The sequence below is a fragment of the Paenibacillus sp. V4I3 genome (assembly GCF_030817215.1).
Taxonomy (GTDB): Bacteria; Bacillota; Bacilli; order Paenibacillales; family NBRC-103111; genus Paenibacillus_E.
The window spans coordinates 7,886,686-7,912,902 of the sequence record NZ_JAUSZA010000001.1; the positions used below are offsets into that span (position 1 = coordinate 7,886,686).

Annotated in this window: 30 protein-coding genes and 2 pseudogenes; 11 read left to right on the forward strand and 21 right to left on the reverse strand. The window is 43.4% G+C overall.

The window, feature by feature from the left end; translation table 11 throughout:
• Window positions 1-14: 14 nt before the first annotated feature.
• The gene (locus QFZ77_RS36335) at window positions 15-407 is read right to left on the reverse strand and encodes a DoxX family protein (RefSeq protein WP_307448438.1); all 393 of its coding nucleotides are present in this window, start codon (window positions 405-407) and stop codon (window positions 15-17) included.
• A 477-nt stretch (window positions 408-884) separates the two neighbouring features.
• Window positions 885-1,091: a hypothetical protein gene (locus tag QFZ77_RS36340; protein WP_307448440.1), complete on the reverse strand. Its 207-nt coding sequence runs from the start codon at window positions 1,089-1,091 to the stop codon at window positions 885-887.
• A 156-nt stretch (window positions 1,092-1,247) separates the two neighbouring features.
• Between QFZ77_RS36340 and QFZ77_RS36345 the strand changes: the two genes are divergently transcribed.
• Window positions 1,248-1,409 carry a hypothetical protein gene (locus QFZ77_RS36345; RefSeq protein ID WP_307448443.1) on the forward strand — a complete coding sequence of 54 codons (162 nt, stop codon included), beginning with the start codon at window positions 1,248-1,250 and terminating at the stop codon, window positions 1,407-1,409.
• 64 nt (window positions 1,410-1,473) lie between these two features.
• Here QFZ77_RS36345 and QFZ77_RS36350 read toward each other — a convergent pair whose 3' ends face one another.
• The 6 genes and pseudogenes from QFZ77_RS36350 to QFZ77_RS36375 form a co-directional block, all read right to left on the reverse strand.
• Window positions 1,474-2,292 carry an MFS transporter gene (locus QFZ77_RS36350; RefSeq protein ID WP_307448446.1) on the reverse strand — a complete coding sequence of 273 codons (819 nt, stop codon included), beginning with the start codon at window positions 2,290-2,292 and terminating at the stop codon, window positions 1,474-1,476.
• Window positions 2,279-2,977: an MFS transporter gene (locus tag QFZ77_RS36355; protein ID WP_307448449.1), complete on the reverse strand. Its 699-nt coding sequence runs from the start codon at window positions 2,975-2,977 to the stop codon at window positions 2,279-2,281. Before QFZ77_RS36355 ends, QFZ77_RS36350 begins: the two co-directional genes overlap by 14 nt.
• A gap of 204 nt (window positions 2,978-3,181) precedes the next feature.
• Window positions 3,182-4,615: an MBOAT family O-acyltransferase gene (locus QFZ77_RS36360; RefSeq protein WP_307448453.1), complete on the reverse strand. Its 1,434-nt coding sequence runs from the start codon at window positions 4,613-4,615 to the stop codon at window positions 3,182-3,184.
• Window positions 4,612-5,709, reverse strand: a complete 1,098-nt coding sequence (locus tag QFZ77_RS36365; protein WP_307448457.1) for an SGNH/GDSL hydrolase family protein — start codon at window positions 5,707-5,709, stop codon at window positions 4,612-4,614. The genes QFZ77_RS36360 and QFZ77_RS36365 overlap by 4 nt, the downstream gene beginning before the upstream one ends.
• Window positions 5,710-5,802: 93 nt before the next feature.
• Window positions 5,803-6,003, reverse strand: a pseudogene (locus QFZ77_RS36370) (thioredoxin-disulfide reductase); the annotation flags it as partial.
• Window positions 6,004-6,243: 240 nt separating this feature from the next.
• Window positions 6,244-7,131, reverse strand: a complete 888-nt coding sequence (locus QFZ77_RS36375; protein ID WP_307448463.1) for a LysR family transcriptional regulator — start codon at window positions 7,129-7,131, stop codon at window positions 6,244-6,246.
• A 114-nt stretch (window positions 7,132-7,245) separates the two neighbouring features.
• Here QFZ77_RS36375 and QFZ77_RS36380 point away from each other — a divergent pair, with 114 nt between their 5' ends.
• The 4 genes from QFZ77_RS36380 (at window position 7,246) to QFZ77_RS36395 (ending at window position 10,908) form a co-directional block, all read left to right on the forward strand.
• Window positions 7,246-8,631: an MFS transporter gene (locus QFZ77_RS36380; RefSeq protein ID WP_307448466.1), complete on the forward strand. Its 1,386-nt coding sequence runs from the start codon at window positions 7,246-7,248 to the stop codon at window positions 8,629-8,631.
• Window positions 8,632-8,715: 84 nt separating this feature from the next.
• The gene (locus QFZ77_RS36385) at window positions 8,716-9,069 is read left to right on the forward strand and encodes a hypothetical protein (protein WP_307448468.1); all 354 of its coding nucleotides are present in this window, start codon (window positions 8,716-8,718) and stop codon (window positions 9,067-9,069) included.
• Window positions 9,070-9,362: 293 nt separating this feature from the next.
• Window positions 9,363-10,274 (forward strand): SDR family oxidoreductase, encoded by a 912-nt coding sequence (locus QFZ77_RS36390; protein ID WP_307448471.1) that lies wholly within the window; start codon window positions 9,363-9,365, stop codon window positions 10,272-10,274.
• A gap of 43 nt (window positions 10,275-10,317) precedes the next feature.
• A complete protein-coding gene (locus tag QFZ77_RS36395) occupies window positions 10,318-10,908 on the forward strand; it encodes a TetR/AcrR family transcriptional regulator (RefSeq protein WP_307448475.1) in 591 nt (196 codons plus the stop codon).
• A gap of 19 nt (window positions 10,909-10,927) precedes the next feature.
• Here QFZ77_RS36395 and QFZ77_RS36400 read toward each other — a convergent pair whose 3' ends face one another.
• The 11 genes and pseudogenes from QFZ77_RS36400 to QFZ77_RS36450 all read right to left on the reverse strand — a co-directional run bounded on the left by QFZ77_RS36400 (window position 10,928) and on the right by QFZ77_RS36450 (window position 20,973).
• A complete protein-coding gene (locus QFZ77_RS36400; protein WP_307448478.1) occupies window positions 10,928-11,239 on the reverse strand; it encodes a hypothetical protein in 312 nt (103 codons plus the stop codon).
• A 263-nt stretch (window positions 11,240-11,502) separates the two neighbouring features.
• Window positions 11,503-12,111: a transglutaminase-like domain-containing protein gene (locus QFZ77_RS36405; protein WP_307448481.1), complete on the reverse strand. Its 609-nt coding sequence runs from the start codon at window positions 12,109-12,111 to the stop codon at window positions 11,503-11,505.
• Window positions 12,112-12,158: 47 nt separating this feature from the next.
• Entirely contained in the window at window positions 12,159-13,259 is a 1,101-nt protein-coding gene (locus QFZ77_RS36410; protein ID WP_307448484.1) for an ABC transporter permease, read from the reverse strand.
• Window positions 13,256-14,206: an ABC transporter ATP-binding protein gene (locus QFZ77_RS36415; protein WP_307448488.1), complete on the reverse strand. Its 951-nt coding sequence runs from the start codon at window positions 14,204-14,206 to the stop codon at window positions 13,256-13,258. The genes QFZ77_RS36410 and QFZ77_RS36415 overlap by 4 nt, the downstream gene beginning before the upstream one ends.
• Window positions 14,207-14,324: 118 nt before the next feature.
• Window positions 14,325-15,242, reverse strand: a complete 918-nt coding sequence (locus QFZ77_RS36420; protein ID WP_307450091.1) for an IS3 family transposase — start codon at window positions 15,240-15,242, stop codon at window positions 14,325-14,327.
• Window positions 15,200-15,883: a helix-turn-helix domain-containing protein gene (locus tag QFZ77_RS36425; protein WP_307435529.1), complete on the reverse strand. Its 684-nt coding sequence runs from the start codon at window positions 15,881-15,883 to the stop codon at window positions 15,200-15,202. Before QFZ77_RS36425 ends, QFZ77_RS36420 begins: the two co-directional genes overlap by 43 nt.
• 94 nt (window positions 15,884-15,977) lie before the next feature.
• A pseudogene (locus tag QFZ77_RS36430) lies at window positions 15,978-16,863 on the reverse strand (DMT family transporter).
• Window positions 16,864-16,979: 116 nt separating this feature from the next.
• Window positions 16,980-17,843: an alpha/beta hydrolase gene (locus QFZ77_RS36435; RefSeq protein WP_307448491.1), complete on the reverse strand. Its 864-nt coding sequence runs from the start codon at window positions 17,841-17,843 to the stop codon at window positions 16,980-16,982.
• A gap of 208 nt (window positions 17,844-18,051) precedes the next feature.
• A complete protein-coding gene (locus QFZ77_RS36440) occupies window positions 18,052-18,279 on the reverse strand; it encodes a YolD-like family protein (protein ID WP_307448495.1) in 228 nt (75 codons plus the stop codon).
• 492 nt (window positions 18,280-18,771) lie between these two features.
• Window positions 18,772-20,061: an amidohydrolase gene (locus tag QFZ77_RS36445; protein WP_307448497.1), complete on the reverse strand. Its 1,290-nt coding sequence runs from the start codon at window positions 20,059-20,061 to the stop codon at window positions 18,772-18,774.
• 198 nt (window positions 20,062-20,259) lie between these two features.
• On the reverse strand, window positions 20,260-20,973 hold the full coding sequence (locus tag QFZ77_RS36450; protein WP_307448499.1) for a 2OG-Fe(II) oxygenase: 714 nt from the start codon (window positions 20,971-20,973) through the stop codon (window positions 20,260-20,262).
• 197 nt (window positions 20,974-21,170) lie between these two features.
• Here QFZ77_RS36450 and QFZ77_RS36455 point away from each other — a divergent pair, with 197 nt between their 5' ends.
• The 5 genes from QFZ77_RS36455 to QFZ77_RS36475 all read left to right on the forward strand — a co-directional run bounded on the left by QFZ77_RS36455 (window position 21,171) and on the right by QFZ77_RS36475 (window position 24,063).
• A complete protein-coding gene (locus tag QFZ77_RS36455; RefSeq protein ID WP_307448502.1) occupies window positions 21,171-21,344 on the forward strand; it encodes a hypothetical protein in 174 nt (57 codons plus the stop codon).
• A 4-nt stretch (window positions 21,345-21,348) separates the two neighbouring features.
• A complete protein-coding gene (locus tag QFZ77_RS36460) occupies window positions 21,349-21,834 on the forward strand; it encodes an SRPBCC family protein (RefSeq protein ID WP_307448505.1) in 486 nt (161 codons plus the stop codon).
• Between the two features lie 46 nt (window positions 21,835-21,880).
• Window positions 21,881-22,279 (forward strand): DoxX family protein, encoded by a 399-nt coding sequence (locus QFZ77_RS36465; protein WP_307448507.1) that lies wholly within the window; start codon window positions 21,881-21,883, stop codon window positions 22,277-22,279.
• 50 nt (window positions 22,280-22,329) lie between these two features.
• Complete coding sequence (locus tag QFZ77_RS36470) at window positions 22,330-22,659, forward strand: ArsR/SmtB family transcription factor (protein ID WP_373462706.1); 330 nt, start codon at window positions 22,330-22,332, stop codon at window positions 22,657-22,659.
• Between the two features lie 228 nt (window positions 22,660-22,887).
• Complete coding sequence (locus QFZ77_RS36475) at window positions 22,888-24,063, forward strand: MFS transporter (protein WP_307448512.1); 1,176 nt, start codon at window positions 22,888-22,890, stop codon at window positions 24,061-24,063.
• 38 nt (window positions 24,064-24,101) lie between these two features.
• On the opposite strand, the gene QFZ77_RS36480 is transcribed toward QFZ77_RS36475, so the two are convergent.
• Window positions 24,102-24,608 carry a hypothetical protein gene (locus QFZ77_RS36480; protein WP_307448515.1) on the reverse strand — a complete coding sequence of 169 codons (507 nt, stop codon included), beginning with the start codon at window positions 24,606-24,608 and terminating at the stop codon, window positions 24,102-24,104.
• Window positions 24,609-25,086: 478 nt separating this feature from the next.
• On the opposite strand from QFZ77_RS36480, the gene QFZ77_RS36485 reads away from it, so the two are divergent.
• Window positions 25,087-25,512, forward strand: a complete 426-nt coding sequence (locus QFZ77_RS36485; RefSeq protein ID WP_307448518.1) for an SRPBCC family protein — start codon at window positions 25,087-25,089, stop codon at window positions 25,510-25,512.
• 207 nt (window positions 25,513-25,719) lie between these two features.
• Here the strand turns inward: QFZ77_RS36485 and QFZ77_RS36490 are convergent, their stop codons facing one another.
• Entirely contained in the window at window positions 25,720-26,190 is a 471-nt protein-coding gene (locus tag QFZ77_RS36490; RefSeq protein ID WP_307448520.1) for a hypothetical protein, read from the reverse strand.
• Window positions 26,191-26,217 lie beyond the last annotated feature (27 nt).

A 26,217-nucleotide genomic window follows, 5' to 3' on the forward strand; every position in this document is an offset into this window, starting at 1 on the left:
AACCAGCCTCTTATCTATTTTTGCAAAGAAAAGATTTTGCGGACTTGCTCATTCCTCAACCAAAGGCCTCCCCAAACTAACACTGCAAGATAAACGGGAAACAGGATCGTAGAAAAAAGCGGGGCATCTAGACGAACCTGTGTCGCAATCACGCCGCCAAAATAACCGGTCAACACCACTGCACCTAAGATCGTTGTACGAGGTAATGCATATAGAATAGTAGAAAGAAGTCCGAGTATGCCTATCAACAAAATATGATGTTCCTGGTAGCCAAGTGATACGGTAGAATCAACAACAAACGCAGGTTTAAATAATTTCATGATACTGTCAAGCAGCATAAACAAAATGGCTATTCCGCTCAACACTCTTGCCGTCCATAATCGGCCTTTAGAAATTGTTCTTGTCATCGTCCATCTCTCCTTTAACTGACTCCTATTGATTACAAAACTAGAAACACAAATGATGCATACTTTTATTGGTCTTGTAAACTCAAAACTATGTAAAGTTTAACGCCGCTGACAGTCTACAACTTCATTATACCGTCTAGTACTTTATTTTTCAGTCTAAGTTTATTTCCATCTAAAAATCGGACGATATTCTTAGTTTAGATGTTCAGGTGTCGGATCTGCTTCACAACTTCCTTGGGGCTTTCAGGATAATATCTGAATTTTCCGTCAAATTTCTCTCGGAGTTCTTACCAAAAGCCTGTCCGGATAAACCGAACAGGCTTTCTTCACTACTCTTTCAATTTGGCAATAACGGCGTAAGTGACTGTTCTGGAAACCGCAGTCGGGTTCCAGGCGGTGAAGAACCATCTGTCTTCAGTGGAAGAGTAGTTATCGAGCAAATAACCTTGCTGATTGCCGGAAAAAATCCAAGAGCCGCTAGTTGTAGGCGTTTCCGTTGACTGCCGTACTCCGGAAACTGAAGGGAGCGACGGTGACCGGCGCGAATTGAAACCGGGCGAAGCCGTTACCCAGTTGCGTTACCCGAATAGCTTTCTTGATGTTCAAAGCGCCGGTACGCTTGGTGAATTTTTTTCCCAGCTTGATTTCGGCTTTGCGAATGAGTTGGAGTGTGCTTTTCTTCAAATCTATCATCACCTTTCTAGTTGATACGATAGTAGATGCATTGATTGAGAGATTTGGATTGGACTCATCCCTTCGGGAAAATGCATCATTTTTGTATAAAAATTTCATACGGTGGAAAACTATTCCTTGTTGTTATTTTAATAAAGGAGGTGTCACATGCCCAATCAAGATAATCAAGCAACTAAGGCAGAAGTACAGTCTACGGAATTAAACAAAATGCCTGTCCCAGGTAAAGATGATACGGAATTTTCCGCAGAGGAAGCGGCAGAGGCATTTAAAGAAAATCAATCCTCCAGCAGCAGATCACAAGATCAATGATCATCCTATGTAATGCGAAAAAAGCCCGGTTCCACTTGGACCGGGCTTTTCGTTTTCTATAAAATTAATGACTAACAATCATTGGAATTTCTGCACCGTCCGTGGACTCGCCTTCTGCTCTCTTGGGCTTTTGCAGCATAAGGCCAAGCAAACCGCCGACAACCGCGATACCCAGCAGAATTAAGAAAGTGTACCCAAAGGAAGAAGCATACAAGTCTAAATCCGGCTTCTGCTTACCTGATTCAACCATTAAATTTTTCATCCTCGTTGTAAAGATCGTCATCAAAATGGCGATAGCGAAGGACATCATAACTTGCTGTGCGGCGTTCGTGAGCGACGTTACACGTCCAACCAAATTCTGTGGAGCGGATTGGATCAAATGATTATTGAGAGGCATCATAAACAGTCCCATTCCCGCGCCCAGCAGTGCAAGCGGCAGGATCACTGTACCTACACCTGAATCGCCAGAAATATTGGACAGTAACAAGGCTGAAACCGTTGTAAGTGCCATCCCCGCCAAGACGAGCGGACGCGCTCCGAAACGATCTGACAGTTTACCGCCAATTGGCATAAATAAACCGGATGCCAGAGCTTGCGGAAGCATGATGAGCCCTGTTTTCAATGGACTATAGCCATGGGCCTGTTGTAAATATAGGGGGACAAGGAACATGGTTCCGAACATCGCAATCTGTGAAATCCATTGTACGATGATTCCTTTTGTAAAATTACCTGAGCGGAAAACGCGAAGCTCGAGCAGCGGATTCTCACGTCTTAATTCCACAATAACGAATAAAATAAGCGCCACAATACCGATTCCTGAGCCGATCAGTGTATCAGCATCCATCCATGTGGATTTCCCGGTGATCGGGTCAAATACCACCATTAGAAACGCCGTACACTAGCGCGGCAAAGGCAATTGGCCCTAACAGCATGCCAAGTAAATCCAAGGATGCAACCGACTGCCGCTGTATATTCGGTAATGTACGGATTCCAAGGATAATACCGATTACACCGATAGGTAGGTTAATCAGGAATATCCACTGCCAGCTGTGATATTCAACTAACCAGCCTGCAACGACGGGTCCAAGCGCCGGACCCAGCAAGATCGGAATTCCCATCATGCCCATGACTGCCCCTACTTTTCCCGGCGGCGACAGACGATAGATGAACGCCATAGCAATCGGTACAACAACACCGCCACCCAAGCCTTGGATGATACGGAAAGTAATCAGCATTTCAACCGAATTAGCCAGCGCACATAGACCAGAACCAATAGTGAATAGACCTACCGAGATCAAGAATATTTTCTTGGCGCCAAATCTGTCGGATAACCAGCCCGCTAAAGGAATGACCGCTGCTTGTGCCAACGCATATCCGATCACGGTCCATTGTACTAAGGACAAGTTCAATAGATTAAATTCTTCCTGCAGCTTGGGAAGAGCAACGTTTACCGCCGTTCCGTCCAAAATCACCATGAAAATCCCAACCACAATTGCCACCAACGGCCCTAATATGCTTCGCATTGAAAACGGGGCTTCTGCTGCTGCAATGTTTTTATCTGAAGACATGTATTCCCTCCATCCGATTCAGCATCCTCTGCTGACTCTCTCTTGTCTAATCCCAAATTTAACGGACAATTGTCCGTTTCAAAATGATGCTAACGAAATATTGTTTATTTGTCAATTGGCTGGGAGATGTTCTCGACTCAAGCGATCAAGAGTGTCCATTGTAAGAGACCCACAGCTAATGGCTGCGAGTCTTTAGTAAAACAGTTAGAATTGAAAATATATAAAGGAACTCTGCTCCTGCTTTAACGTATAAAGCAATACTAGCACTATTACACTGTACACTGCTGCCCTTATGGGCGAAGGAATCCAACGGTGCCATGCTATGGATACACGATCAAGATGCTTTAGTAAGTACCACTCCAACACATGCAAGGCACAGAGTCCACCCGTGATCCACCAGAAATGCCACACCCACTTCGGCATGATCAAAGCCCTCGGACTTAGCATACGGCCAATTAAATCCAAAGCGGTATGTAACCCCTCTGTTCGAAATATCACCCAACCGAGACAAGTTAACATGAAAAAGACGATAAGAGCCATAATTCGATACCATATGGATTTTTGAATATTAACGAAATGTAGTTTCTTTAGTAGGATCAAGTATAGTTTATGACCTATTAGTAGCGCCCCTTGATACATCCCCCACGCGACGAAGGTCCATTTACTCCCGTGCCACAATCCCGAAATCGTCATAGCTGCAAATAGGTTGGCATACTGCCTTATCTCACCGCGACGAGATCCTCCAATTGAAATATATATGTAGTCACGTATCCACGATGACAATGTGATATGCCACCGACGCCAGAACTCCGTTGCGTTAGTACTCAAATAGGGCGTATCGAAGTTTCGTGCCAGCTCTAATCCGAACAAATACCCGACGCCTACAGCCATATCACTGTAACCGGAGAAATCGCAATAAATCTGGAAAGCATACAATACCGACGCAGTCCAACCTTCAGCACCGCTGATTGAGCTGGCTTGTGAGAAGAAGCTATCGCAATAAGGGGCCAATTGATCAGCTATTCCCATTTTTTTCACCAGTCCAAGCACAATAAAGAATGCACCCAGACGTAGTTGAGCAGGGGTAAAGCGGATGTCATCCAACTTCTGGATCTGTGGCAGGAATTCCTTACCTCTCATAATTGGCCCTGCGATCATATGAGCGAAGAACATAATGAACATCCAGAATCTCAGCAGTGAACGCTCAGCAGGAATTCGACCCTTGTATACATCCACTAGATAAGAAATCAACTCAAACGTATAAAATGAAATTCCGAGAGGAAGTGCCATATGCAACCACGTTGCCTGATGGGCGACCAGATGGATGGACAATAACTTCTCTAAGCTTCGCAGGGCAAAATCCGTATATTTGAAAAATATGAGATTGCTCGACGTCAAAAAAATACCCATAAATAACAGAATCCGCTGTCGAGCCGGGCCTGAATGGACTATGCTCAAACCGCAACAGTAAACCGCTAACGATATAATCCCGAATAAGAGTAAATATCCGGGTCCCACCACACCGTAAAAGATGACATTTGCAGCCGTGAGCAGCCATAAGCGATTTCTCGGAATTAAATAATATAAACACATGGAGATCACTAAAAACAAGGCAAATTCCGGCGTATTGAACATCATAACGAGTTGGTTGCCCCTCTCTGTAAGTAAGCGTCCCAAATGAACTGAGCCATCATCCTGTAGCCATCAGGCATGAGATGGGTGAAGTCCGTGAACAATTGATCCGGAACTTGTCCCTCTAGATTCAAGTAATGAACAGGTTGCTTTGACAGAAAATTATCCAGCCTCTTCATGTTCTCAACATATCCGGAAGTATTGACGAAGTCTTTCATTAACTCATGATTTGTACCCGTCATCACAACCCAAGTATTTTTGCCTTTTTGATGAAGGATGATTTTCCGAATAAAGAAGACGTCTGGATTGGTCTCCGACAAGTTCAAAGGTAGTTCGCTGAAAGATACCTTCAATTGTTCCCAATGCAGCATGTCGCTCAAGGTTTGCGGATCCTTGATGTACCATGGCTCCGGCTGTGAAAGTGAATCGTCCGCCATTGGCCTGTTGTGCCACTGATCCCACTTGTTACCTATATATTTTTGATAATAATCCTTATACGACATTAAATTGACATGCGAATAAACGTACCGATTCAGCACATCCTGCAACCATTCATAAGGCTTTTTATATATCGAATGCCAATCTGTTTGCTTCAGTTGTGATTTTACTGCCAGGAACGATGTAGGCTCTAGTTTGCGTAAATCCTCGGCCCACCATGCCAGTGTGGATTGATAAGGATCTCGGAGGACAAAACTCGCATATCGTATATTCAGGATCACATGGTCGGTTGATATCCCGTGCTTATCCAGCATTAGCAGCATCGTGTATAGATCGCCAAGTTGTGAGCCTGGGAACGATAGATTGAATATCAGCGGCTGCTCAGGCATTTGTTCCAAGTAGGCACTAATACTCTGATCGGAATTGCCTGGACTTCCGTAAAATACAGAATCACCGAGAATGATAATGTAATTGATAGCATTGTCATGATCGATTTTGTTCTTAATAAATTTGATAACCGGGTCAATGTTTCTAGGATTATTGACGATAAGCGGGTACGGGAGCCGTTTGTGATAGAACACATCCGCAGAAATGGCATAAGGCAGTAAAAAATTCAATAACAATATATACACAACCAAATAAGGAATCGTCTTGATTCTCATCCATAATCACCCAGATATAAGACGCAAGCTAGATTTAAAAGTTGCGAATGAAACTATACATGATTTGCGGTGACGCCTCGTACTCCATGAACTTTCTCGCAGTCGATTGCGGCCATACAAAAAGCCAGTATTCGGTTTATGGCCAATCGCTACGAAAACACCGTCAGTTTCGATGACTTCTTCAGCACCGGTCGCATTATCTTTCACCTTCAGCCCGGTCACACCTTTGTTATCGGAGACGACCTCGAGCGGCGTCTTGTCCAAGCTCCATGTAATTTTACTGTTGCTGCGCGCTCCTGCATGATTTTCGAGGCGAGTACTATCTGATTAGTGAAGGTTACCCGTATGTTGTTTCCATTCGTGTGCACCCCCTCCTCCAACCTGTATGCTTGGAAGCCTTTGTTGCGCAGTTCGCCAAGCGGTATGGATATAGCTCCAGGAATATGATCATTGCCATTATTGAGCAAAACAAAAAATCCTTCAGTATGTGCCGAAGGATTGGATCTTATAATCAGTATTAGTTGTGCAGTTTGACTAAATTGTCTGTTTGGATATCGATCCAAAATATTCTACAACTACCTCACGGAATTCCATTGCAGCCCGCGAAATGAACCGACTCCTGTGCCATAATAAAGCGATCTCCCGTACCAATTCGTGATTCTCAACTTGGAGATATTTGATGTGTTCCCGTGAATTCCTTGCCGTGCTTGGTATGAAGGCTATGCCAATTTCTGCTTCCACAAGAGAGCTTAGCCTTGCAGGTTCATCTCCCTCATACACATATTTAGGTACAAATCCAACCGATTTGCATATAGAGTCCACTAGATCGCGAGTACCGTAGCCTCTCTTTACACCAACAAACCATTCATCCCTTAGTTCTGTCAAGGATACGCTGCTTCGGTCTGCCAGCCGATGCCCCTTTGGAACAGCTACAAGGATTGGGTCGAAGAACACGATTTGACATTCAATGTCATCCCCTTGTATAGAAGGTGAGGACAAGCAGAAATCGACCTCTCCTCTATGAAGAAGTGTAACCATTTCCTGCGTGGTCAGCATTTGCACATGAAATTGGATATCGGGCCGCTTTTTCCGAAACTCTCGAAGGATACTTGGCAACGTGCTTGCGGTGGTCACCGCCAATTCGAGTGTGCCATGTTCCGGGCTGGATAAATCGCTAAGCTCCTGCTTCCCCTGTTCCAATTCAAACAACGCCCTTTCTGCACGGCGAAGGAATCTGCTTCCGAACTCATTCAATCGCAGCTTCCTCCCTATTCGATCGAATAGAGGGACCCCTAAATCCTCCTCCAAGCGTTGAATCGTTTTACTTAGTGACGATTGAGTTACGTGCAGACTTCGTGCAGCTTCGGTCACATGTTCCAAACGAGCTACCGCGAGAAAATATTGCAGTTGAAGAAGTTCCATTTTGCACCCTCCATTCATTCCCTCAAGTCAATGAAATCATAACATAAAATGCATTGGAATAAATAATCGATTTCAAGTACGATGACATCAATACACTTTGAGGAGTGACCAAAAATGAATGCTCGCAGCAGGTGGTTGATGATTTCCGTTGGCCTTGGGATACTATTGAACCCATTAAATTCTTCAATGGTTTCTGTTGCTATTCCAAGGCTGCAAAATGTGTTCCAACTTGACTTTACAGTTGTTTCCTGGATTATTTTTTCTTTCTACATTGCGAGTGCAATTGCTCAACCTGTCATGGGAAAGGCCAGCGATTTATTCGGTCGCAGGAAGATATTTCTTACCGGGCTTGTTGTAGCCTTCGTTGCATCATTATTAGCTCCACTATCACCAAACTTTGGGTGGCTCATCGTGTTCCGCATTGTGCAATCCATCGGAACAAGCATGATGGTTGGGGTTGGAATGGCCATTGTTCGAATTCATATTACGGAGAAACAAGGGACTGCGCTGTCTGTTTTGTCCATATTCCTATCAGGAGCGGCAGCCATTGGACCCTTTATTGGCGGGGTCTTGACTCACTGGTGGAGCTGGCCTGCTATCTTTTTCGTCAATATTCCGTTCGTGGTGGCGAGCTTTCTATTTTCTTGGAGGAATATTCCTAAGGACGAACCATCAACATCCGTTGCACGGGGCATGTCCTTTCGTAAATGGTTTGATTTGATTGATGCGACAGGGATCCTGCTCTTCACAGTGGGTCTGGTTGCCCTGCTCGCCTCCTTACTCTCAGCAAAATCATCTGGGCAAATCTCATTAAGTAATGTTATTGTCGGGCTGATAGGCCTCGCTCTACTGGGGGCTTTCGTACGACATGAGTTAAAAGCGAAGTCACCCTTTATTCCTTTGCGCACATTCGCCAAATATCCTGCGATGACTTGGGTTAATGTCGAATTCATGCTCGTAAACATACTTTTTTACTCGCTCTTTTTCGGGCTTCCGTCCTACTTGCAAATGGTACGTCATGTCAGCGAGTTCCAAACAGGGATTCTCATGCTTAGCTTAGGCTTGTGCTCGCTAGTTACTTCTCCAATAGCAGGACGATGGATCAATAAATCAGGACCCAAGCCGGCATTGCTCGTGTCCGCAATACTTATGACACTTGGGTCGGTGTGGCTCGTAACATTGAGTCAAACTTCACCGGTTATCAGTGTGTGTTTGGCTTTGGCTGCATTCGGTATTAGCAACGGGTTGAACAATGTCGGTATGCAAGCGGCATTGTTCAATAGTTCTCCAAAAGAAATAATCGGTGTAGCATCCGGATTATTTAATACATCAAGATACTTGGGAACCATTCTCTCTTCATTGTTGATAGGCATCGTAATGGGAGGTAACTTCAGCTTCGGGGGATTTCGAGTGCTTGGGATTATCCTCACGGTAATTGCATTATCTTTGGTATTCATGAGTCGGCGGCGCCGGGAGTCAGGGCAATTGCAAGAGTCGTAGGTTCACCAAGTTCAAATTAGAAGGAGCACCGATGTGGTAGGAATCGTTTTTTTGAAATGCAAACAAATAAAGAGGGTGAGTATCATGATAACTGTTAACATTAAGGATTGCTCCTCGTGGGATCAAGCCTGGCAACAATCGCAAAAGAACCACGGGAATCAAACCATCTCGATGTGGGACGCCCGAGCGCAAACTTTTGCCGGGAATGCCCTCGGAAATGCGGCTGAAGGTTTTGCTTTGACTCCGGAGGAAGGATCCAACTTCTATCGCATCCAGGCCGAATTCTTGATCGACGACAACGGCATCGTACAGGATGCGCACTACGGCCAACTTGTGATAGATCACTTATCGCTCGACGTAATTGACCGTTTTGCTGCTGGTAATAACGGCGCAGTCGATTTAGGAGTATCTGTTGAATCTAAAGTGAAGCCGGGATAGAACAGGTGATTTGCATAGGTTTCATTCAGATTGTGGCATGCTCACATATGCGACAAAAGGTTGGTACTTTCAATACACGACATAGGCGAATTGTTGGCAAAACATGAATAAGACTTTAACGTCGGTACACACCCGGTGTTAAGGTCTTTTCCTTTTGCGATTTCTACGAAAACTTCACAGGCTTCTTTATGAGCTTACATAAAGCTAGGTGATTCCCTATTGACAGTACACAGAGCTTAAATTAAGATATTAGTAAATGAACGGTTCATTCATTATTTGAGAGGTGGAATAAAATGGGGAGAATGATTACGAATAGTAAGTGGACAGTACAAGGCAAATATGTAGTGATTACTGGGGCTACAAGCGGCATTGGGTTGGCCGCGGCCAACGAGCTTGCAACTCGGGGGGCAAACATAGGAATCGTAGCTCGTAATCAAGCTAAAGCAAATGAAGTAGCGGCTCAAATCATGGCATCAACCGGTGGAAGAACCACTGTGGACATATTCTTGGCTGACATGGCTTCACAAAAGTCCATACGTCATGTTGCAGCTGACATTTTGGCCAAATGCCCGAGAGTGGACGTTCTGGTCAATAATGCCGGCGCCTTGTTCGAAACGCGGAATTTAACCGACGATGGTATGGAGATGACTTGGGCTGTAAACCATCTGGCGCCTTTCCTTCTGACTACGCTTCTCCTTGATCGTATGAAGGAAAGCCAGCATGCCCGTGTTATCACAACCGCATCCCATGGTCACAAGATGGCCAAGAAGGGTATCAACTTTGATGATCTCACTGCGGAACAACTTTATAGCTTTCCCCAAAATTTTATTGGTGGTCCTACATTTCGCTACGCTGAGACCAAGCTCGCCAATATCCAGTTCACCACTGAATTGGCGAGGCGGCTAGAGGGGACCGGAGTCAGCGCCTACTGCTTTGATCCTGGTCTTGTTTCCACGAACTTCAATCAAAACAACGGACTCTTAGCCCGTATGACTATGGCCGTGATGAAATTGTTTTCCCGCAGTCCGGAGAAAGGTGCCGAAACTTTGATGTGGTTAGCAGACTCGGACGAAGTGACTGGTCATAATGGTTATTACTACACCGACAGGAAAAAAACAATTCCGTCTGTTCCCGCTCAAAACCTTGACGACACAAAACGATTATGGATGGTAAGCGAAGAACAAATCGGAATTCGAAGACTCTAACAGATAGTTGTCACAAAGGAACCTAATTGGAGAGTGAATAACGTTGACACAACTACACGAACAATCCCCTGATCGCACTCACGATGAACGCAGAGAACAGATTAAGAGAGCAGCTCTTAAAATATTCGCTCAACGAGGAATCGCTGGTACGAAAATGAGCATGATTGCTTCTGAAGCCGGTATTAGCCAAGGACTTTCTTACCGCTATTTCAACTCCAAAGAAGAAATCTTTTCAGTACTCGTACAGGAAGCGATCGAAGAAGCCCAAGCGGCGATTAACAACGTTCATCAACTACCAGGTACGCCATTAGAACAAATAAGAACTTTAACAAAAAGAATGCTTGATGAGAGTCATAAACATTTTTTCTTATTGCTTCAACAAGTACAAAAGTCGGATGAGGTGCCTGCAAAAGCCAAAGAAATGGTCAATCAATATTCTCCCAGAGATACAATTGATAAACTGGTTCCTATATTCATCAAAGGTCAACAAACAGGGGAATTCTGTCAAGGTAATCCTCAAGAGCTGTTGATCCTCTATTTCACCGTCATAACTGGACTCATGCTGCAGGAAACGCAATCCAATAAAGGCTGGCTGTTAGAGGTTGATACCTTAATGAAAATTTTAACGAAATGAACACTCACTGCCCATAATATTACTGTATATTTAATAAATAAAATCCTAATGCAAAAAACCCAATTCCAATCGCAAAATGAATACCTCTTGCCAACCACCAAGGCAATAATTTGAAGAATAGTCCCACAAATAGACCGAATATTATTCCAGCAATAGCTCCGAAAACCCATCCTATAAAAGTATCAGATGAAGCATTAAACAAACTTGGCATAAGTGCATAATCAACAACGCTTTTCTTTTTATGTACTTCTTTCGTAAGATAAAAACCGTAAGCGATGGCTATTAAAGAAATTATCCAACAAATTATAGTTCCGATCCAATCCTTGATCATCTTTTCCTCCAATATGAAACGCTTGCAATTTAATAAAAAAGAAGCTGGATCATTGATCTCAGCTTCTTCATTCTTGCGTCTTACCTGAAAGGAGAAATTAACCATATTGCAGGCGATACTTCATTCAATTTCAATTCCAATATGGATACAATTTTTTTAACAACGAACATTATCCGGTAAACAGGTTTTCTTTCTTTTCCGTTTTAACGCAATCACCAATATTATTGCCCAATAAAAAGCAAAGTATACATGAATACTTTTGACTATAAACTAGACGGTAAACCACGAAGAAACATCTGTATACAATCCGTATTTTGCTTTAATGCATTAATTGTTTTTAAGTTTGGCCCTTTATATATATCTGGATGATCCACTTCGTTGTATTCTTCCCGTACCGAAAAAGCCAGCTTTTCTTCATCTTTGGAGAATTCCGCATTAACATTAACTTTATTTCCACGTGCATCTAGGCGAACCCATCTTCCTATGGATTTAAGGTAAACTGCATTTAAGGCATGGATGCAATACCCTGTATCTGGTGTGTCACCTATTGTGAGTCGTTGATAACAAAAACCAGTTGGAATCCCTTTGCTTCTTAATATGGCGCATAACAGATTAGACTTAGCGTAACAAATACCTTCCTTAAAGAATAGTGCTTCCGAGGCTTTACATGTAATTCGTGTACTTTGAATATCCCAAGAATGAGATATTTCATCACGAACAAATTCATAAGCTCTTTTCACAAAATCATCTTCGTTATCCGATTCGTTATATAATTCTGTTGCTTTTTCTTTAATAGATAGGTGACTATAATCAACTTCCTCAGTTTCTACTAGATAATCTTCTAGAAAATTTGATTCACAAGACAAAATCATTCCATTTCACCCTCAATCGATTGTTAACATCATATCGTTATTTTTCGTTACTCCCACTTGAATGTTAGGCTGGCGATAATGAAGGCTACAAGCATCCAGCCGCCAAGCAGCGCGGCTTCACGCCACACGTCGGCAAGCGATGCTCCGACATTCATGATTTGGCGCAGTGCTGAGGACAGATGCGAGATCGGCAGCAACTTGACTACGGGCTGCAGCCAGTCAGGCATATTTTTGATCGGAAAGAAGACGCCACCTAGAAAAAGAAGTGGGAAGGAGACGAAACCGGCAATCGGGCCAGCGCTTTCCGGCGTTTTGGCGAGTGCGGCGATGATAAAGCCGATCGACATGAAAGTAAGTGTCCCGAGTATCACGAACATTAGCAGAAGTATCCACGAACCATTCACCTGTGTTCCAAAAATCAGGCTGCCGATTAGCAGCACGATCATCGCCTGCGCGCCGTTCAACAGCAGTCGGGCGGTGATTTGCGCGGCAATGAAGCTCCGCGGTTGGAGCGGCGTACTCTGAAGACGCCGAAGGATACCCCGCTCGCGCCAAGATGCGATTTGGCCGGCGACGCCGTTCAGATTGTTACTCATAATCATCATAGCAACGATGCCTGGGACGAGGAAGTCGATATACTTCAGGTTAAGAGATTGGACCGCCTGTGATTGAATCGTGACGACAGGTGTGTAACCCACGATCTGCTTGCTAATACCATCGGCGATCTGAGACATGATGGGAAGCCCGATCTGATTGGTTGTTTGGCTCGTCTCGTCGAAGTAGACGGTGAGTTTGGAGCCCTGCATAGAGGCGGATTTAGCGCTCACAGCAGCTTCATACCCTTTGGGAACGGCGACGACAAGCTGCCGATCGCCATGCTTAAGATCTTTCATCGCAGCATTGAGATCTGTGCTTTCAGTTAATTTTAATATGGATAGCTGCTTCATAGAGGATAGAAGTGCCTTCGACGCAGTCGTCTGGTCTTGGTCGATAACGGTGACGGAGAGCGATGTGCTGTCCCCTTTTCCTAAGAATGAACCTAGCATCACCATGAAAAAGATCGGAAAAACGAGCGTCCAAAATAATACTTGCCGATTTCGCCCAAAAAGTCGTAACTGGGCTAAGGTCAATTGACGATACGCTTTCATTCTTCCCTCAGGCTCCTTCCCGTCATGTGGATAAACACGTCCTCAAGCGTTGCCGTGCGCGTTTGCAGATCAGAAACCCGGATGTTTTGCTCTGCAGTTTGTTGTACAAATGCAGTTAGCGCATTCTGCAAATGATCCGTGTACAACACAAACGTGTCTTTACGCTGATCAACTTGTTTCACATCAGGCAATGACTGGACAAGCGTCAGCACTTCCTGCTTTCGTGCCTCATCTTCTCGGATCTGCTCCGGCATGCGAAACTCGATGGCGCTGTCTGACTGCAGGCTGCGCACGAGCTGCTCCGGTGTATCCAACGCAACGATTTGTCCTTTATCCATGAGGCAGATACGGTCGCAAAGCACATGAGCCTCTTCCATGTAGTGCGTTGAGATCACCACAGTCTTACCGCGCTCCTTCAAGCGGAGCACGATATCCCACAACGTACGTCGGGCTTGAGGATCGAGTCCGGTTGTCGGCTCATCCAGAAAAACCACCTTCGGATCATTCACGAGCGCCAACGCAATGGCGAGTCGCTGCTTCTGGCCACCGGATAAGTTTTTGACGCGGTCATTCTTTTTTTCGCGCAATATCATGTCGTCGAGCAGCGGCTCGACTGGCACTGAGCTTGGATAAAAGCTTGCGTACATGCGGATGATCTCGTGAACGTGAAGCAGATCGAACAGTGACGTCGATTGGAGCTGTACGCCGATGATTTCCTTGACCTTTTTCAAATCTTTTTTCGTATCGAAGCCTGCGACAAGTGCTCTCCCTTCATCCGGTCGCCGCAAACCTTCGATCATTTCCATCGTTGTCGTTTTGCCCGCCCCATTTGGCCCGAGCAGTCCAAATACTTCCCCTTCACTCACTTTAAAATGAATGCCATTCACCGCGGTGAATTTCCCATACCTTTTGACGAGTCCGTCAACTTCTATGATGGCGTTGGCCAAGGTTAGTTCCTCCCTTTTGATATTCCTTTATTTCTTGTGCCACGTTGTTAACGGAACGAGGCTACCGATTCTTTTGAACTGCACCCCGTCAAGTAGACAGTACAAAAAATTAAAAATTCTAAGCGGTCTTGGTCCTAAATTCCATTGGACTAAGGCCGTTTAATTTCGCCTGTAATCGTTCATTATTGTAAAAATAGATGTAGGTATCAATGTCTTTCTTCAGATCCTCAAAGGTAGTGTATGAACGCAAATAATACCTCTCACATTTAAGAATTCCCCAGAATGCTTCCATGGGACCATTATCAATGCACCTGCCAACCCGGGACATGCTCTGGGTGAGTTTCTCGCCAAATAACCTCTTAAATTTTAAAGAGGTGTACTGAAAGCCCCGATCACTATGAAGCATCGGTTTGCTTCCTGGTGTCGCTCGTAAGGCCAATTTGACGGTTTGGAATACAAGACTATTGTTGTTGGAGTGTCCCAAAACATAGGAGACTACAGTGTTATCATGGAGATCTAGAATGGCGCTGAGATAGGCCTTCTGGCCATTGCCGTATTTCAACTCCGTTACATCTGTCAACCACTTTTCGTTTGGGGACTCTGCGTGGAACTCACGTTTTAACAGATTCTGGGCAATATGTTGAGGCGTGGAATGTGTATGTTTCTTTCTCTTTCTGCGAATAACCGATTGGATTCTTGCCAGCTTCATAAGGCGATACACACGTTTGTGGTTAATCCGCTGCTTGGTTTGTCGACGCAAATGAAGGGTTAGTCGCCGGTATCCGTAAATGCCACCAACTTTCTCATGCAGGAAAAGCAAAGCCTCTATAAGCCCCTCATTTTCTTGTTCACGCAAACTAGGTTTGTGGTTGAGCCATTTGTAATAGCTTGACCGTGGGACCTCGGCAATCTCACACAGCAGCTGTAGACTAAACGTATCTTCCTGCTGGATGGACTGGATAGCCAGGTAAACATGTTCCTGTCGGTGCCCGCTTAACGTCGCCTCCTTTGCAATTCCTGTAACTTTTTTAAGAATGCATTCTCCGCTCTAAGTCGTTCATTTTCATACTCCAGCTTCTTCATTGCGAGCTTCTGGTGATCCGCTTCGTTTAACGTTTCCGTCGTTGCCTTTTTCCGTCCCCGACCGTCTTTTAATGAATCCTGTCCACCATCTTCGTACTTTTTTACCCACTGGAACACTTGATGGTAGGAGACCTGATACTGCTCCGCGGCTTTCCGGTAGTCATGCTGATGTGTAAGACAGTAGAGTACAATATCGATTCGTTCCTGCCATGTTGTAGATCGACCTTTTGTCATAGCTCTTGCTCCCTTGTTATCTGGTTTAAAGCTGCTATGACCATTATACTTGTCAATCCAACGTTTGAGTTGGGTACGACTAGCAATTTTGTACTTATCGATGATTTCGTATTGAGAATATTGACCTGAGAAATAATCGTGAACAGCTCGAAGCTTAAGTTCCACGGAATAGCTACTTTTACCACTTCGGATTTCTAATCCTTCCATCCCGTACAATTCATACCGATGTCGCCATTTCACTAAGGTATTGATACTGATGTTGTACCTCTGGGCAACTTCCGCCCGATTACCAGTGCCTTCTTCCCATTCTTTAATAACCGCTAATTTCTCTATAGCGTTATATTGATTCTTTTTGGACAAAGAAAACTCCCCTTCAAGTAGCGGTTTGTTTATTTAACCTGTCTACTTAAAGGGGAGCATATCATTTTGCGCGGCAGCCTCGTTATCTTAGTTGTTAAGCTCTCGTTTCCCGTTTAGGTCGGATGACCAAAAGTACACCAATAAAGATTAATACGGTACCTATCCCAAAAGACAGGCCAACTTGCTCACCTAGTAATAGCCACCCTAAAAAAGTACCGACTATAGGCTGGAAAAAGAAGAATAATCCGCCACTTGAAGCGTTCAGCATTTGCAATCCACGATTCCACAGTAAAAAACCACATGCGGTCGAAATAACTCCTAAGAATAAAAGACCACCCCAAATAGATGGATGCATCATGGCTTGAAAATCGAGCTCATCTAATCGACTAATTGTAAAAGGTGTTAGTACGGCGATTGCCACAAGAGTAGCATAGCTCGTTACGACAATTGGTGAATATTGCTTCGGTACACGTTTTATAAGAACAGACATTAGTGACCATGTTAGTGCTGCAATAAGCAGTGATGCGCCACCAAGTTGATGAGATGTATCAATATGGGCATTTCCAACAATAATACACACACCGAATGTGGCTAAAACAATAGAAATTGACTTTTTAAATGTAATTTTTTCTTTTAAAATGAGACGCGCAAACAGCACCATAAAGGCAGGTGTCGTTGAAGTAATAATGGCGCCCATTTGTGCATTAGAGAGCATCGTACCCACTTCTTGGGTAATGATAGAAATTGTATTTCCAACAAGCCCAATAATGAAAATTAATGGCCAGTCGTTTTTCAATCCGCCATGATTGTTTGGTTACAACGCCAATAATTAGCAATGCAAAAATCGCAATAACATAGCGAAGCCATACTAATACAAGTGGTGGTACAACGTCTACCACAACTTTTACCACCACATACATCCCACCCCAAATACTAGCAGCGAGTGATAAATATAACGACCCTAATAAGGTTTTATTCATTTTGTACCTGCAGGTACATCATTTTCAAATAATGGTGACCACATCATCAGCTTTCAGCTCACTTTCAAAACGTTTATTTGATTATACAATAATATGGTTAATTTAGGCACCGAAGTTCAACTTAGAAGATACCGCTTTACATGCTGTGCCACTTCAACCGGTGCGTATTTATTATCCGGAGCGAGATGATCTAGATTTGGTAAAATCAACGTTTGTGTTAGTGAAATGGTTTCGTCCAATACTCGAATCATTTGATGCACAGAATCTGGACTCTTCCCCCCAGAAATTAAAAGGACATTCGTATCAATCATTTGGTAATTACTGAAAGTGGATGCCAGGCGTTTCACTTCTCTGTGCTCTATTAAATTTTCTGGCAATAGTTTTTCAATTTGATTCCAATGATTTCCGCGTATTACCAAACGTAAAATAAACTTTGCATACCATTTCGGTAACTTTTTTAAGGGCGAGTGAGCTGCACCCTTTACAAAGCTGGCAAATGCCCCCCTAAAATCTTTCTTATTCATGTCTTTTTCATATTCAGGCAGCCAATCCCATTCCGTTGGTGTCGACTTAATTGAAACGCCAGGTTCATAGACAGCCATTTTCTTAAAGGTATGGGTTCGCGCAGCCTCCAAAGCTACAAGCCCACCGTAGCTATGACCGAATACATAGGTTGCCTTCGTTGCTTCTTGTACGCTTTTTACATCTTCACATTCCTTATTGATGGTATAGTTAATCCCTTGTGGTCCACTCCATCCACGTCCACGTCGATCCATAACATGGACTGTAAAGGAATCCGACAATTCTTGGGCAAACTTAGTAAAATCATTCGAAGTACTAAGCGCCCCGTGGATTACAATGAGACTCGGACCCTTACCTATACTTTGGTATCCAATTGTAGTTCCGTCCTTCGAAACTGCAGTTGAATGGGTAAACGAATCCCGAAAGTTCGAATTTATTTTTGCACTTACTATATCCATTTCCATCCCCTTTTCTTCACCAGTAGAAACAACGCATACAACCTAGTCTCCAAGCTGAATAATACTCGTGTTTTCATTATATAACGACGAAATTATCATTCATTCAAGCCCGGGGATGAAATCACACTCAGTCTTGAGACCGAACCAAAGCAAAAAGACATGCTTAGCTCCCAGCATGCCTTCCTTTAGCCGTGTCCCTGCAAAAGTACTATTCCACCAATTCTACATTCAAGATATCGTCAAATGCTACCCAATCCGTACCATTTTCGTGGGATAGCTTTACTCTTCTTATCTCTTGATCAATTATGGTTATTAGACCTGTAATTTGCCCATCCCCAGTCTCATTATAAATCTTTATACTAATAAATTGCTGGCTAAGTAAGGCATTAGCCAATACGTTGGCTATCTTTTTATTCTCACGATTACTAATACTCATTATTTCTCCACTCCAATCCCAGAACATTTGTTCTAAACCTATTATACTTTTAGTAGGATGAGTGGTAAAGAGTTAGTGGTCAATCCGTTAAGGAAAGGATATTCAAGTAAAAGTCAGCTGCACATAATCCGAAAATCGTTTCACCGCCGGAGACAGATATCGGCTTACGTAACCTATGCAGTTCACCCCATTTACTGTGATTGTCCAGATAAATGGTTTTCCATGGGAATGGATGGTCGACACAATTTAACTGGAAAATCTGCTTCTAATTATGCCCTTTCCTCTTTGAAAACACATTTTAGATGGAAAACCTACCGTAAAAACAACTGTTTTTGATGATTTCAAAGAAAATGACTGAAATTAACGGGAGAAATTCCATTTGATTTGATCGAAGTGGTAACTGCAATCCAATTACAGGTGTATTTTCACGTTAATAACTGAATTGGAGTCTGTTTTACCAGTAAATGGATTAAACTGCATAGGTCATATTCCTTAAATCCCCTCTACGATCCGTTTCGCACGAACAGTTACTTGTTTTAAAAGTTCATCTTCATCAATCGTCATTAATTTCCGGTTTTTCATGAGCACTTTACCGTTAACTATCGTTGTATCAACATCAGCTCCATTAACACTGTATGCAAGCAGCGACTCAACATTATGGATAGGCTGCAAATGCGGTTTGTTCATATCGACGAGAATTATATCCGCTTTTTTCCCAATTTCTAGTGTTCCTACTTCATTATCTATGTTTAACAACTTAGCGCTTCCTTTTGTCGCCATACGTAAAACATGCCCGGCGGGAAGCACTGTCGGGTCGCCATAATCTAATTTCTGCAACCAAGTCGCCGCTTTTATCTCCTCAAACATATCGATAGTTGTGGCACTTCCTGTTCCATCCGTACCCAGACCGACGGTGATGCCCTGATTAATCATTTCGAAAACTGGTGCAATCCCACACCCTAACTTTAAATTGCTTACTGGGTTATGCGATACGCCTCCACGCATCCCTTTCAAAAATCTAATATCTCGTCGATTCAGATGCACGCTATGAGCTAAGAGAACATGCGATCTTTCAAAGAGACCTTCATTATACAAATACTCCGTGGGCGTCTGGTTGTATTTTTCTTGAATTTTCATTACTTCTTCCTTTGTTTCGGCTAAATGGATGTGGATTGGTAAGTTCAACTCTTCTGCCATATTTATGATTTTCCTTAATGCTTTTGGAGGACAAGTGTACGGTGCGTGTGGGCCGAGCATAGTTGAAATTCTACCTTCCGCTTTTCCATTCCAGCGTTCAACCAGTTCCAGTGCTTCTGTTATCCTTTTACCTCCGTCGTCTTGAAGAAAAACCAACCCTCTTGTTAATGAAGCACGCATACCAACTTCTTGAACCGCTGAAGCAATTTCGTTCATATGAATATACATGTCAGCAAAAGCTGTTGTTCCTGATTTGATCATTTCTGCCATCAATAGCTTGGCACCCCAGTAAATATCTTCGGGGGTCATTCTGGCCTCGGCCGGCAGCATTTTTTTCTCTAGCCAATCCATTAATTTTAGATCGTCGGAAAATCCTTTCAACAAGCTCATTGGGGTATGTTGATGGGCATTAATCAAGCCAGGCATCGCAATCATTCCTTGTCCCTCAATAACTTCGTCTACCCCATCTGTAATTTGGGTCCCCAACTTTTTGATCTTGTCTCCTTCAATGAGTATGTCCCCAGTAATGGGTTGATCATCATCGATCATCGTGAGTATAGTTACATTTTTAATTAATGTTTTCATAAAAAAACCTCCTAATATCTATTGATAATTAGGAGGATAAACTATGACGTAAGGTTAATGTCAACGACTTTCCTTTTCCGCTGAGGGTGACTTCGATTGTTCAGATGGTCAAGGAAATTGTGATTCAGGCAAAATCGGGACAGTTGAGCAGCGCACTACAATGTCTCAAAGCTAGGGAATCTGCTGAAACGATTATCATTATTTCGCATCGTGAAATATAATACCCAAACTGTATCTTGTACCTGTTGTTATTGTGTTTACACCGTGTCGAAGAGTCGTTTTATAATAGCCTCGCGTTCCCAAAACCGGACGATGATTGGTTGGAAAAATCAGTCCTTCTCCTTGTTTCAAAGTGATGACATGACCTCTACTTTGCGCCCTCGGACGCTGTTCCACCAATAGTAACTCCCCACCTGTGAAATCTTCTTCTCTTTGATTAAGAGCGAATACGACCTGAAAGGGAAAGAATACTTTCCCATACAAATCCTGATGCAGACAATTGTATCCCCCAGCTTCATATTTCAGGATCAATGGGGTTGGACGGTTCTGCCCTTCTTGATGGCATTGATCGAGGAATTCCGCTAATGTTGCCGGATAAGAAGCATTGTGGCCCAATTGTTCTAGCCAGCGATTAGCTGTTATGGCAAGTTTCGGATACAATCCTTCGCGCAGCTGTTGAAGCAAAAATGGCAGGGGAGCGTTGTAATATTTGTACTCCCCGACCCCAAAGCGGTACCGAGCCATGTCAATGGTCGTTCGAAAGCGGTTTTCTTCCTCGTAAGTACTTATGATTTCCTTACATTCCGTATTGTTTAACAAGCCAGGTAGTTTGGCATAACCGTGTTCGTCCAGCGACTGCTGCATGAAACTCCAATCCAGATCAGCTAATCCTTGCGACAGATTCTCAGACATGCTGTAAGCCTCCCTTTTTGCGCGTATCGTCACATTCAAGTTCCAACCAACTCGTCAAAAGGCATATTAACCTCTGCGAACAGTATAACCCCGAAAATAAGCTTTTGTACGCGTTCTCGAATGTAACAGCAAGATAACGAAATTATTAAATGCCGTTTTATGTTACAACTACAATAAGGTGGTGAATTGTCATTTACATGGGTTCAAACGGCATTGAGAAAAACGAAAATCAATCTTCCTACACATTATGTTTACCGGAACAATATGCAAGATGGAAAGCGGAAATTGATTTTAAATATTCCTTTACAGGAATATTCCCATTGTGGTATATTCAAAACAGAAAACAAGAACAAAAACAATTTGGAGGATGATAATATGAATAACGCTCAGGACACGAACAACACGCTCACGTCCATTACAGGTCAAGAGCTCCGTATCACCCGTATCTTTCATGCGCCGCGGGAACTGGTTTTCAAGGCTTGGACAGATCCGGAGCATTTGCCGAAATGGTGGGGACCCAAGGGCTTTACGAATACGGTTCAGGAAATTGATATTAGACCAGGCGGGGTATGGCGTTACGTTATGCACGGTCCGGATGGCGTCGATTATGATAATAAAATCACCTACCACAAGATAGTAAGCCCAGAGCAGCTCGTATACTCCCATGGCGACGACGATGAGGACGATCAATTTCATGTGACGGTCACGTTTAAGGAGCAAGCTAACACAACGACAGAGCTCACGATGACGGCGCGCTTCAAATCCGCCGCTGAGCTAGAGAAAGCGGTCAAGGAATATGGAGCTGTCGAGGGCGCCAAATCAACAATGGATCGTCTCCAGGAACAACTGGCCGCTATGTAAGAACCAAAATCAAGTCAAATTATAAATTGAAGGGAGTAATAAATTCATGAAAAAAACGAAAGTTATGTATTGGATTTTTACAGCTTTGTTGGTAGCCTTGATGGGCATTGGTGCTATCCCGGATATCCTCTATGCATCAGATGCGGTTGCCTTATTTGCTCATTTAGGCTATCCCTCTTACCTCCTGCCTTTTCTGGGCGTGGCCAAATTATTAGGTCTTGTAGCGATACTGATTCCCGGCTTTCCGAGAATGAAGGAATGGGCTTATGCCGGGCTTACATTTGACCTTGTGGGTGCGATGTATTCAAGTATCGCGGTGGGCGATCCTGCCGGCGGCTTAGTGTTTTTCATCATCGGATTTGTTATCATCGGCGGGTCCTATGTGTGCTATCATAAGAAACAAAGATCTGCATCATTAAGTCAGCCACCCGGCTTAGCGGCATAAACAAAAGAGCTCCCTTGTCCGGTATATGTTGAAGGAAGGAGTGCATGAACATGGGCTTGATCACAACAACCTGGAGCGCACTAGCAGAGCCCAACCGATTGTACATCGTCGAACTCCTGCGGGGCGGTCCCCTCACTGTAGGGGAAATCGCCGAGCGCCTCAGCCTCCAGCAGCCACAAGTTTCCAAACATCTCCGCGTCCTTAGCGACGCGGGGTTTGTTGAAGTACAGCCCAGCGCCAATCGGCGTATTTATAAGCTTCGAGCCCAGCCCTTCATAGAAATGAACACCTGGCTGGAATCTTACCGCCGCATGTGGGAGGAACGCTTCGACCGATTGGACGAATATTTGAACGAATTACAGGGAAAGGGGAAGAAGTAGGGGTTCTCTCCCTGTTCCCGCATAATAAACAAAAGACACCTTCTCGGGTGTCTTTTTTGCCTGTTGAGATTTCTCAACAGGCTATTCATAGTATCCTCTTCCAGCCACCCGTTGCCATCCTCCCGGATATGCAAATGGACATTTATTTTATATTTCATGACAACTATTGTCACTATTACCCTCTACAATAGGGTTCAAGATCAAATATAAAAGAAAATGGTGAAAAAAATGAACAAAATTATCGTGTTATTTTTTCTTGTCATGTTTGTTATCGGTACGGATACGTTTCTTATCTCTCCGCTGATTCCTACACTGCAAAGTATGTTCGGCGTTCCTACCGAAATCGCAGGATGGATGATGGGAGCCTACACCTTGGGTTCGGCGGTGTTTGCACTGATCGCCGGACCTTTATCAGATGGATGGGATCGAAAAAAAGTACTGCTGTCAGGCCTTACTTGCTTCGCAGTTTCAACATGCTTGTGCGGTTTTTCTGTTGATTTTTGGACCATGTGCTTATTCCGTTTTTTGGCGGGAGTCAGCGCGGCGTTTACAGCTCCGCAAGTGTGGGCAGCCATTCCGACCCTGTTTCCTCCAGCCAAAATCAGCAAAGTGCTGGGCATCTCCTACGCAGGGCTCGCTGTCTCCCAAGCGCTCGGCGTGCCGATCGGAAGCCTGTTGGCAGCAAGCAATTGGTCCCTTCCATTCTGGGTGATCGGCATATTTTCACTTCTTTTGGCGGTTGCGGCTTTTTTCGTCATGCCCAGCATGAAACCGCACGGACAGCAAGGGTCTAAGCCTATTATATTAAAAAGATACGTTCCCCTGCTGACAAGCGGCAAAGCGAGAGGCACCTTCCTCGCCTACTTTTTTGTACATCTAGGGAGCAGCGCCGCCTTTGCTTTTCTCGGGAAATGGATGACGGACCGCTTTTACCTTTCGATTAATGAGGCAGGATATGTGATCATTTTTTTGGGGCTTGGCAATTTGCTCGGCAGCCTATGCAGTCCTTATGTGATAAAAGCCTTAAATCAGTTACAGACTATGGTGGCGGGGATGCTCATCGTTAGTGCGGCTTATATCGTATTGCCTCATGTGTCGTCGGTTTATATAGTAAAAGGTGCTTACTTTTTCATTTTCACTATCCTCGGTATTCTGTTCCCGCTTATGGTAGGGCTGCTGAATAGTTTAAATCCGACCATCCGCGGCACCATTTCAAGTCTGGCCACATCAACCATGAATGCGGCGACAACGTTCGGAGCTTGGATGGCCGGATTGCTTTATGCGGTGTTTAACGGTTATTCTGCTGTAGGTATTTTTACAGGGATCTGCCTGGCATGCTCGCTGTTCGTATTTATCTCAAGCGGGGTTCTGTCGACTCAAGTGGAAAGAAAACAATCAAATTAACACGGGTTCGCGTTCCGTAAGTGCAGAAGTCTACTCCCTCAAATCGAAAAATTTTTCATCAATGGCATGATAAAAGAAATTACTCCCATACCCAGCTTAAAAAAGCTGCCCATATTACCAAAGAAACCTCCACCCCCAGCAGTACCTGTTGCAGCACCACCTTTACCAAGGCCACCCAGTAATCCGCTAGAGCCTCCTCCAAAAAATCCCCCAGGACCCCCGCCACCAAGAAGACCAAGCATGCCTCCGAATCCACCTCCGCTAAGTAAGCCTCCCAAACCTCCTAAATTGGATATTTGTGCTTTTGCTTTGGCTTTATTTCGCGGGAGCTTCCGATTTCCCTTGAAGCCTTGAAGAATGATTTGGTCGCCTTGCATTTCATTTAGAACTCCGTAATACAGAGAACCGTCCTTGAGCACTACACATACCGGTGTTCCTAAGATATCTTTAACTTGCGAAGAGATAGTGGGCGATGATGCAGGAATGGCCTTTTGTTCGACTTTCACGCGTCCGTGCTTTTTTTTACGCTGATGTAAAGTTTTCATTCCCTGCTCACTCATCCTTTTATATGAAATAATACTTCTTGTCATCTTATGTTGTTTCTTCATGTTTGGACTATGCTCTCTTCAAGATGAGTAATTATTAAATTCACTAAGTATCGAAGGAAGCTTTCTGTAACTGGCTAGAAGGTAAGTAAACAAGAAAGACGGCGGCCATTGAATAGGGCCAAATAATTGCGTTCCTGGATGTGGACTTTGATAGTTTATTTTGAGACCAGTTATTCCAGGTGGCCATACTGTTCCAATATTCCCAATTGTCTCAGGTCGCCCAAAATTCATTTCATTTTCAATGTTTTCCATTAGCATTCAGTAGTTCACCCAACTTATTTTACGATCTGATGTTACTTCAATAACATAAAGAGGAGCTGCCGCGATGCAGGCCCTCAAGTATGGTTTACTTTAAGTTTAATGGTATAATTAACTATAGATAATCTAAATTACATATAGTGAGGCGGTAATTATAATGGAAACAGGTAATCAAACAATAACGGTAGAAACCACGGTACATGCACCAACTGAAAAAGTGTGGGAATATTGGACAGAACCACAGCATATAAAGAAATGGTCTTTTGCTTCTGATGACTGGCATGCACCAAATGCCGAAAATGATTTAAGGGTTGGTGGAAAATTTCTTACAAGATTGGAAGCAAAGGATGGAAGCTTTGGATTTGATCTTGGTGGTGTTTATGATGAAGTGAGAATAAATGAATTTATTTCTTACACTATGGGAGATGGAAGAAAAGTTGCGATTACTTTTATTAGTCTAGAAAACGATACTAAGGTAATTGAAGCTTTTGAAGCAGAAACCACCAATTCCATTGAGATGCAAAAAGCTGGCTGGCAAGCGTTTCTAGATAATTTTAAAAAATATAGTGAAATTTCTAAATAAGATTAGGATAAAATGAATTGGACATGCAGGTTTAGTCATAATTATTGAAACATTAATTTAAACCTTCCATTCGGAAGGTTTTTTTATACAAAATTAAAGTTTAGAGACTAAACGCCGGGTCGTATATTTCCCCCGAAAAGCCTCTCGGCAACCAAAGGAGCGTAGCGGCTGCAGCCGGAATGCGGTGTTAGCTGATGTTGCCTCTTCTTAGAACTGCCTATTAAATTTCTTTGTAAATATTTCCTTTAGTTTGTTATTCAGTTGTTCATTTAATTTATAGTAAGTACGGTTTATTGAGGTCGGTATAAAATCCATCTTTAACTCATTTCCCTCATACAATGCTACTCTAAAAATATATCCTGTTCTTCCTTCTTGATTTTTCTCAGGATCTAAGACCAAGTCTTTGATTTCATTTGAAAATTGATCAATTTCTTTCTTGTTTTCAATTTTTATTCTTTCACCAGAACTTCCATCAATTAGTTCAATTTTTGAGACATTCATTATGCTTCCTGGATAAGCTTGAGAAATAGTTATTGGTTTCAATATGGGGCTGTCTGTTGTTTTACAAGCGGTTAATCCCAGTAAGAGAAGAATTATTATTATTTTCTTGATCTTAATCCCTCTTTCTTTAGGCAATTTCCGATAACGGCTATTCTGCAAACTTAGCAAAAATTCCATACTTAGAGTATTCGCTAAGTGATTAAG

Excerpts from the sequence above, each read along its gene's own strand:
- QFZ77_RS36335 (WP_307448438.1), bottom strand. The coding sequence starts at position 407 with ATGACAAGAACAATTTCTAAAGGCCGATTATGGACGGCAAGAGTGTTG.
- QFZ77_RS36345 (WP_307448443.1), top strand. The coding sequence starts at position 1,248 with ATGCCCAATCAAGATAATCAAGCAACTAAGGCAGAAGTACAGTCTACG.
- QFZ77_RS36350 (WP_307448446.1), bottom strand. The coding sequence starts at position 2,292 with ATGGTGGTATTTGACCCGATCACCGGGAAATCCACATGGATGGATGCT.
- QFZ77_RS36355 (WP_307448449.1), bottom strand. The coding sequence starts at position 2,977 with ATGTCTTCAGATAAAAACATTGCAGCAGCAGAAGCCCCGTTTTCAATG.
- QFZ77_RS36360 (WP_307448453.1), bottom strand. The coding sequence starts at position 4,615 with ATGATGTTCAATACGCCGGAATTTGCCTTGTTTTTAGTGATCTCCATG.
- QFZ77_RS36365 (WP_307448457.1), bottom strand. The coding sequence starts at position 5,709 with ATGAGAATCAAGACGATTCCTTATTTGGTTGTGTATATATTGTTATTG.
- QFZ77_RS36375 (WP_307448463.1), bottom strand. The coding sequence starts at position 7,131 with ATGGAACTTCTTCAACTGCAATATTTTCTCGCGGTAGCTCGTTTGGAA.
- QFZ77_RS36380 (WP_307448466.1), top strand. The coding sequence starts at position 7,246 with ATGAATGCTCGCAGCAGGTGGTTGATGATTTCCGTTGGCCTTGGGATA.
- QFZ77_RS36385 (WP_307448468.1), top strand. The coding sequence starts at position 8,716 with ATGATAACTGTTAACATTAAGGATTGCTCCTCGTGGGATCAAGCCTGG.
- QFZ77_RS36390 (WP_307448471.1), top strand. The coding sequence starts at position 9,363 with ATGGGGAGAATGATTACGAATAGTAAGTGGACAGTACAAGGCAAATAT.
- QFZ77_RS36400 (WP_307448478.1), bottom strand. The coding sequence starts at position 11,239 with ATGATCAAGGATTGGATCGGAACTATAATTTGTTGGATAATTTCTTTA.
- QFZ77_RS36405 (WP_307448481.1), bottom strand. The coding sequence starts at position 12,111 with ATGATTTTGTCTTGTGAATCAAATTTTCTAGAAGATTATCTAGTAGAA.
- QFZ77_RS36410 (WP_307448484.1), bottom strand. The coding sequence starts at position 13,259 with ATGAAAGCGTATCGTCAATTGACCTTAGCCCAGTTACGACTTTTTGGG.
- QFZ77_RS36435 (WP_307448491.1), bottom strand. The coding sequence starts at position 17,843 with ATGGATATAGTAAGTGCAAAAATAAATTCGAACTTTCGGGATTCGTTT.
- QFZ77_RS36440 (WP_307448495.1), bottom strand. The coding sequence starts at position 18,279 with ATGAGTATTAGTAATCGTGAGAATAAAAAGATAGCCAACGTATTGGCT.
- QFZ77_RS36445 (WP_307448497.1), bottom strand. The coding sequence starts at position 20,061 with ATGAAAACATTAATTAAAAATGTAACTATACTCACGATGATCGATGAT.
- QFZ77_RS36450 (WP_307448499.1), bottom strand. The coding sequence starts at position 20,973 with ATGTCTGAGAATCTGTCGCAAGGATTAGCTGATCTGGATTGGAGTTTC.
- QFZ77_RS36455 (WP_307448502.1), top strand. The coding sequence starts at position 21,171 with ATGGGTTCAAACGGCATTGAGAAAAACGAAAATCAATCTTCCTACACA.
- QFZ77_RS36460 (WP_307448505.1), top strand. The coding sequence starts at position 21,349 with ATGAATAACGCTCAGGACACGAACAACACGCTCACGTCCATTACAGGT.
- QFZ77_RS36465 (WP_307448507.1), top strand. The coding sequence starts at position 21,881 with ATGAAAAAAACGAAAGTTATGTATTGGATTTTTACAGCTTTGTTGGTA.
- QFZ77_RS36470 (WP_373462706.1), top strand. The coding sequence starts at position 22,330 with ATGGGCTTGATCACAACAACCTGGAGCGCACTAGCAGAGCCCAACCGA.
- QFZ77_RS36475 (WP_307448512.1), top strand. The coding sequence starts at position 22,888 with ATGAACAAAATTATCGTGTTATTTTTTCTTGTCATGTTTGTTATCGGT.
- QFZ77_RS36480 (WP_307448515.1), bottom strand. The coding sequence starts at position 24,608 with ATGAAAACTTTACATCAGCGTAAAAAAAAGCACGGACGCGTGAAAGTC.
- QFZ77_RS36485 (WP_307448518.1), top strand. The coding sequence starts at position 25,087 with ATGGAAACAGGTAATCAAACAATAACGGTAGAAACCACGGTACATGCA.
- QFZ77_RS36490 (WP_307448520.1), bottom strand. The coding sequence starts at position 26,190 with ATGGAATTTTTGCTAAGTTTGCAGAATAGCCGTTATCGGAAATTGCCT.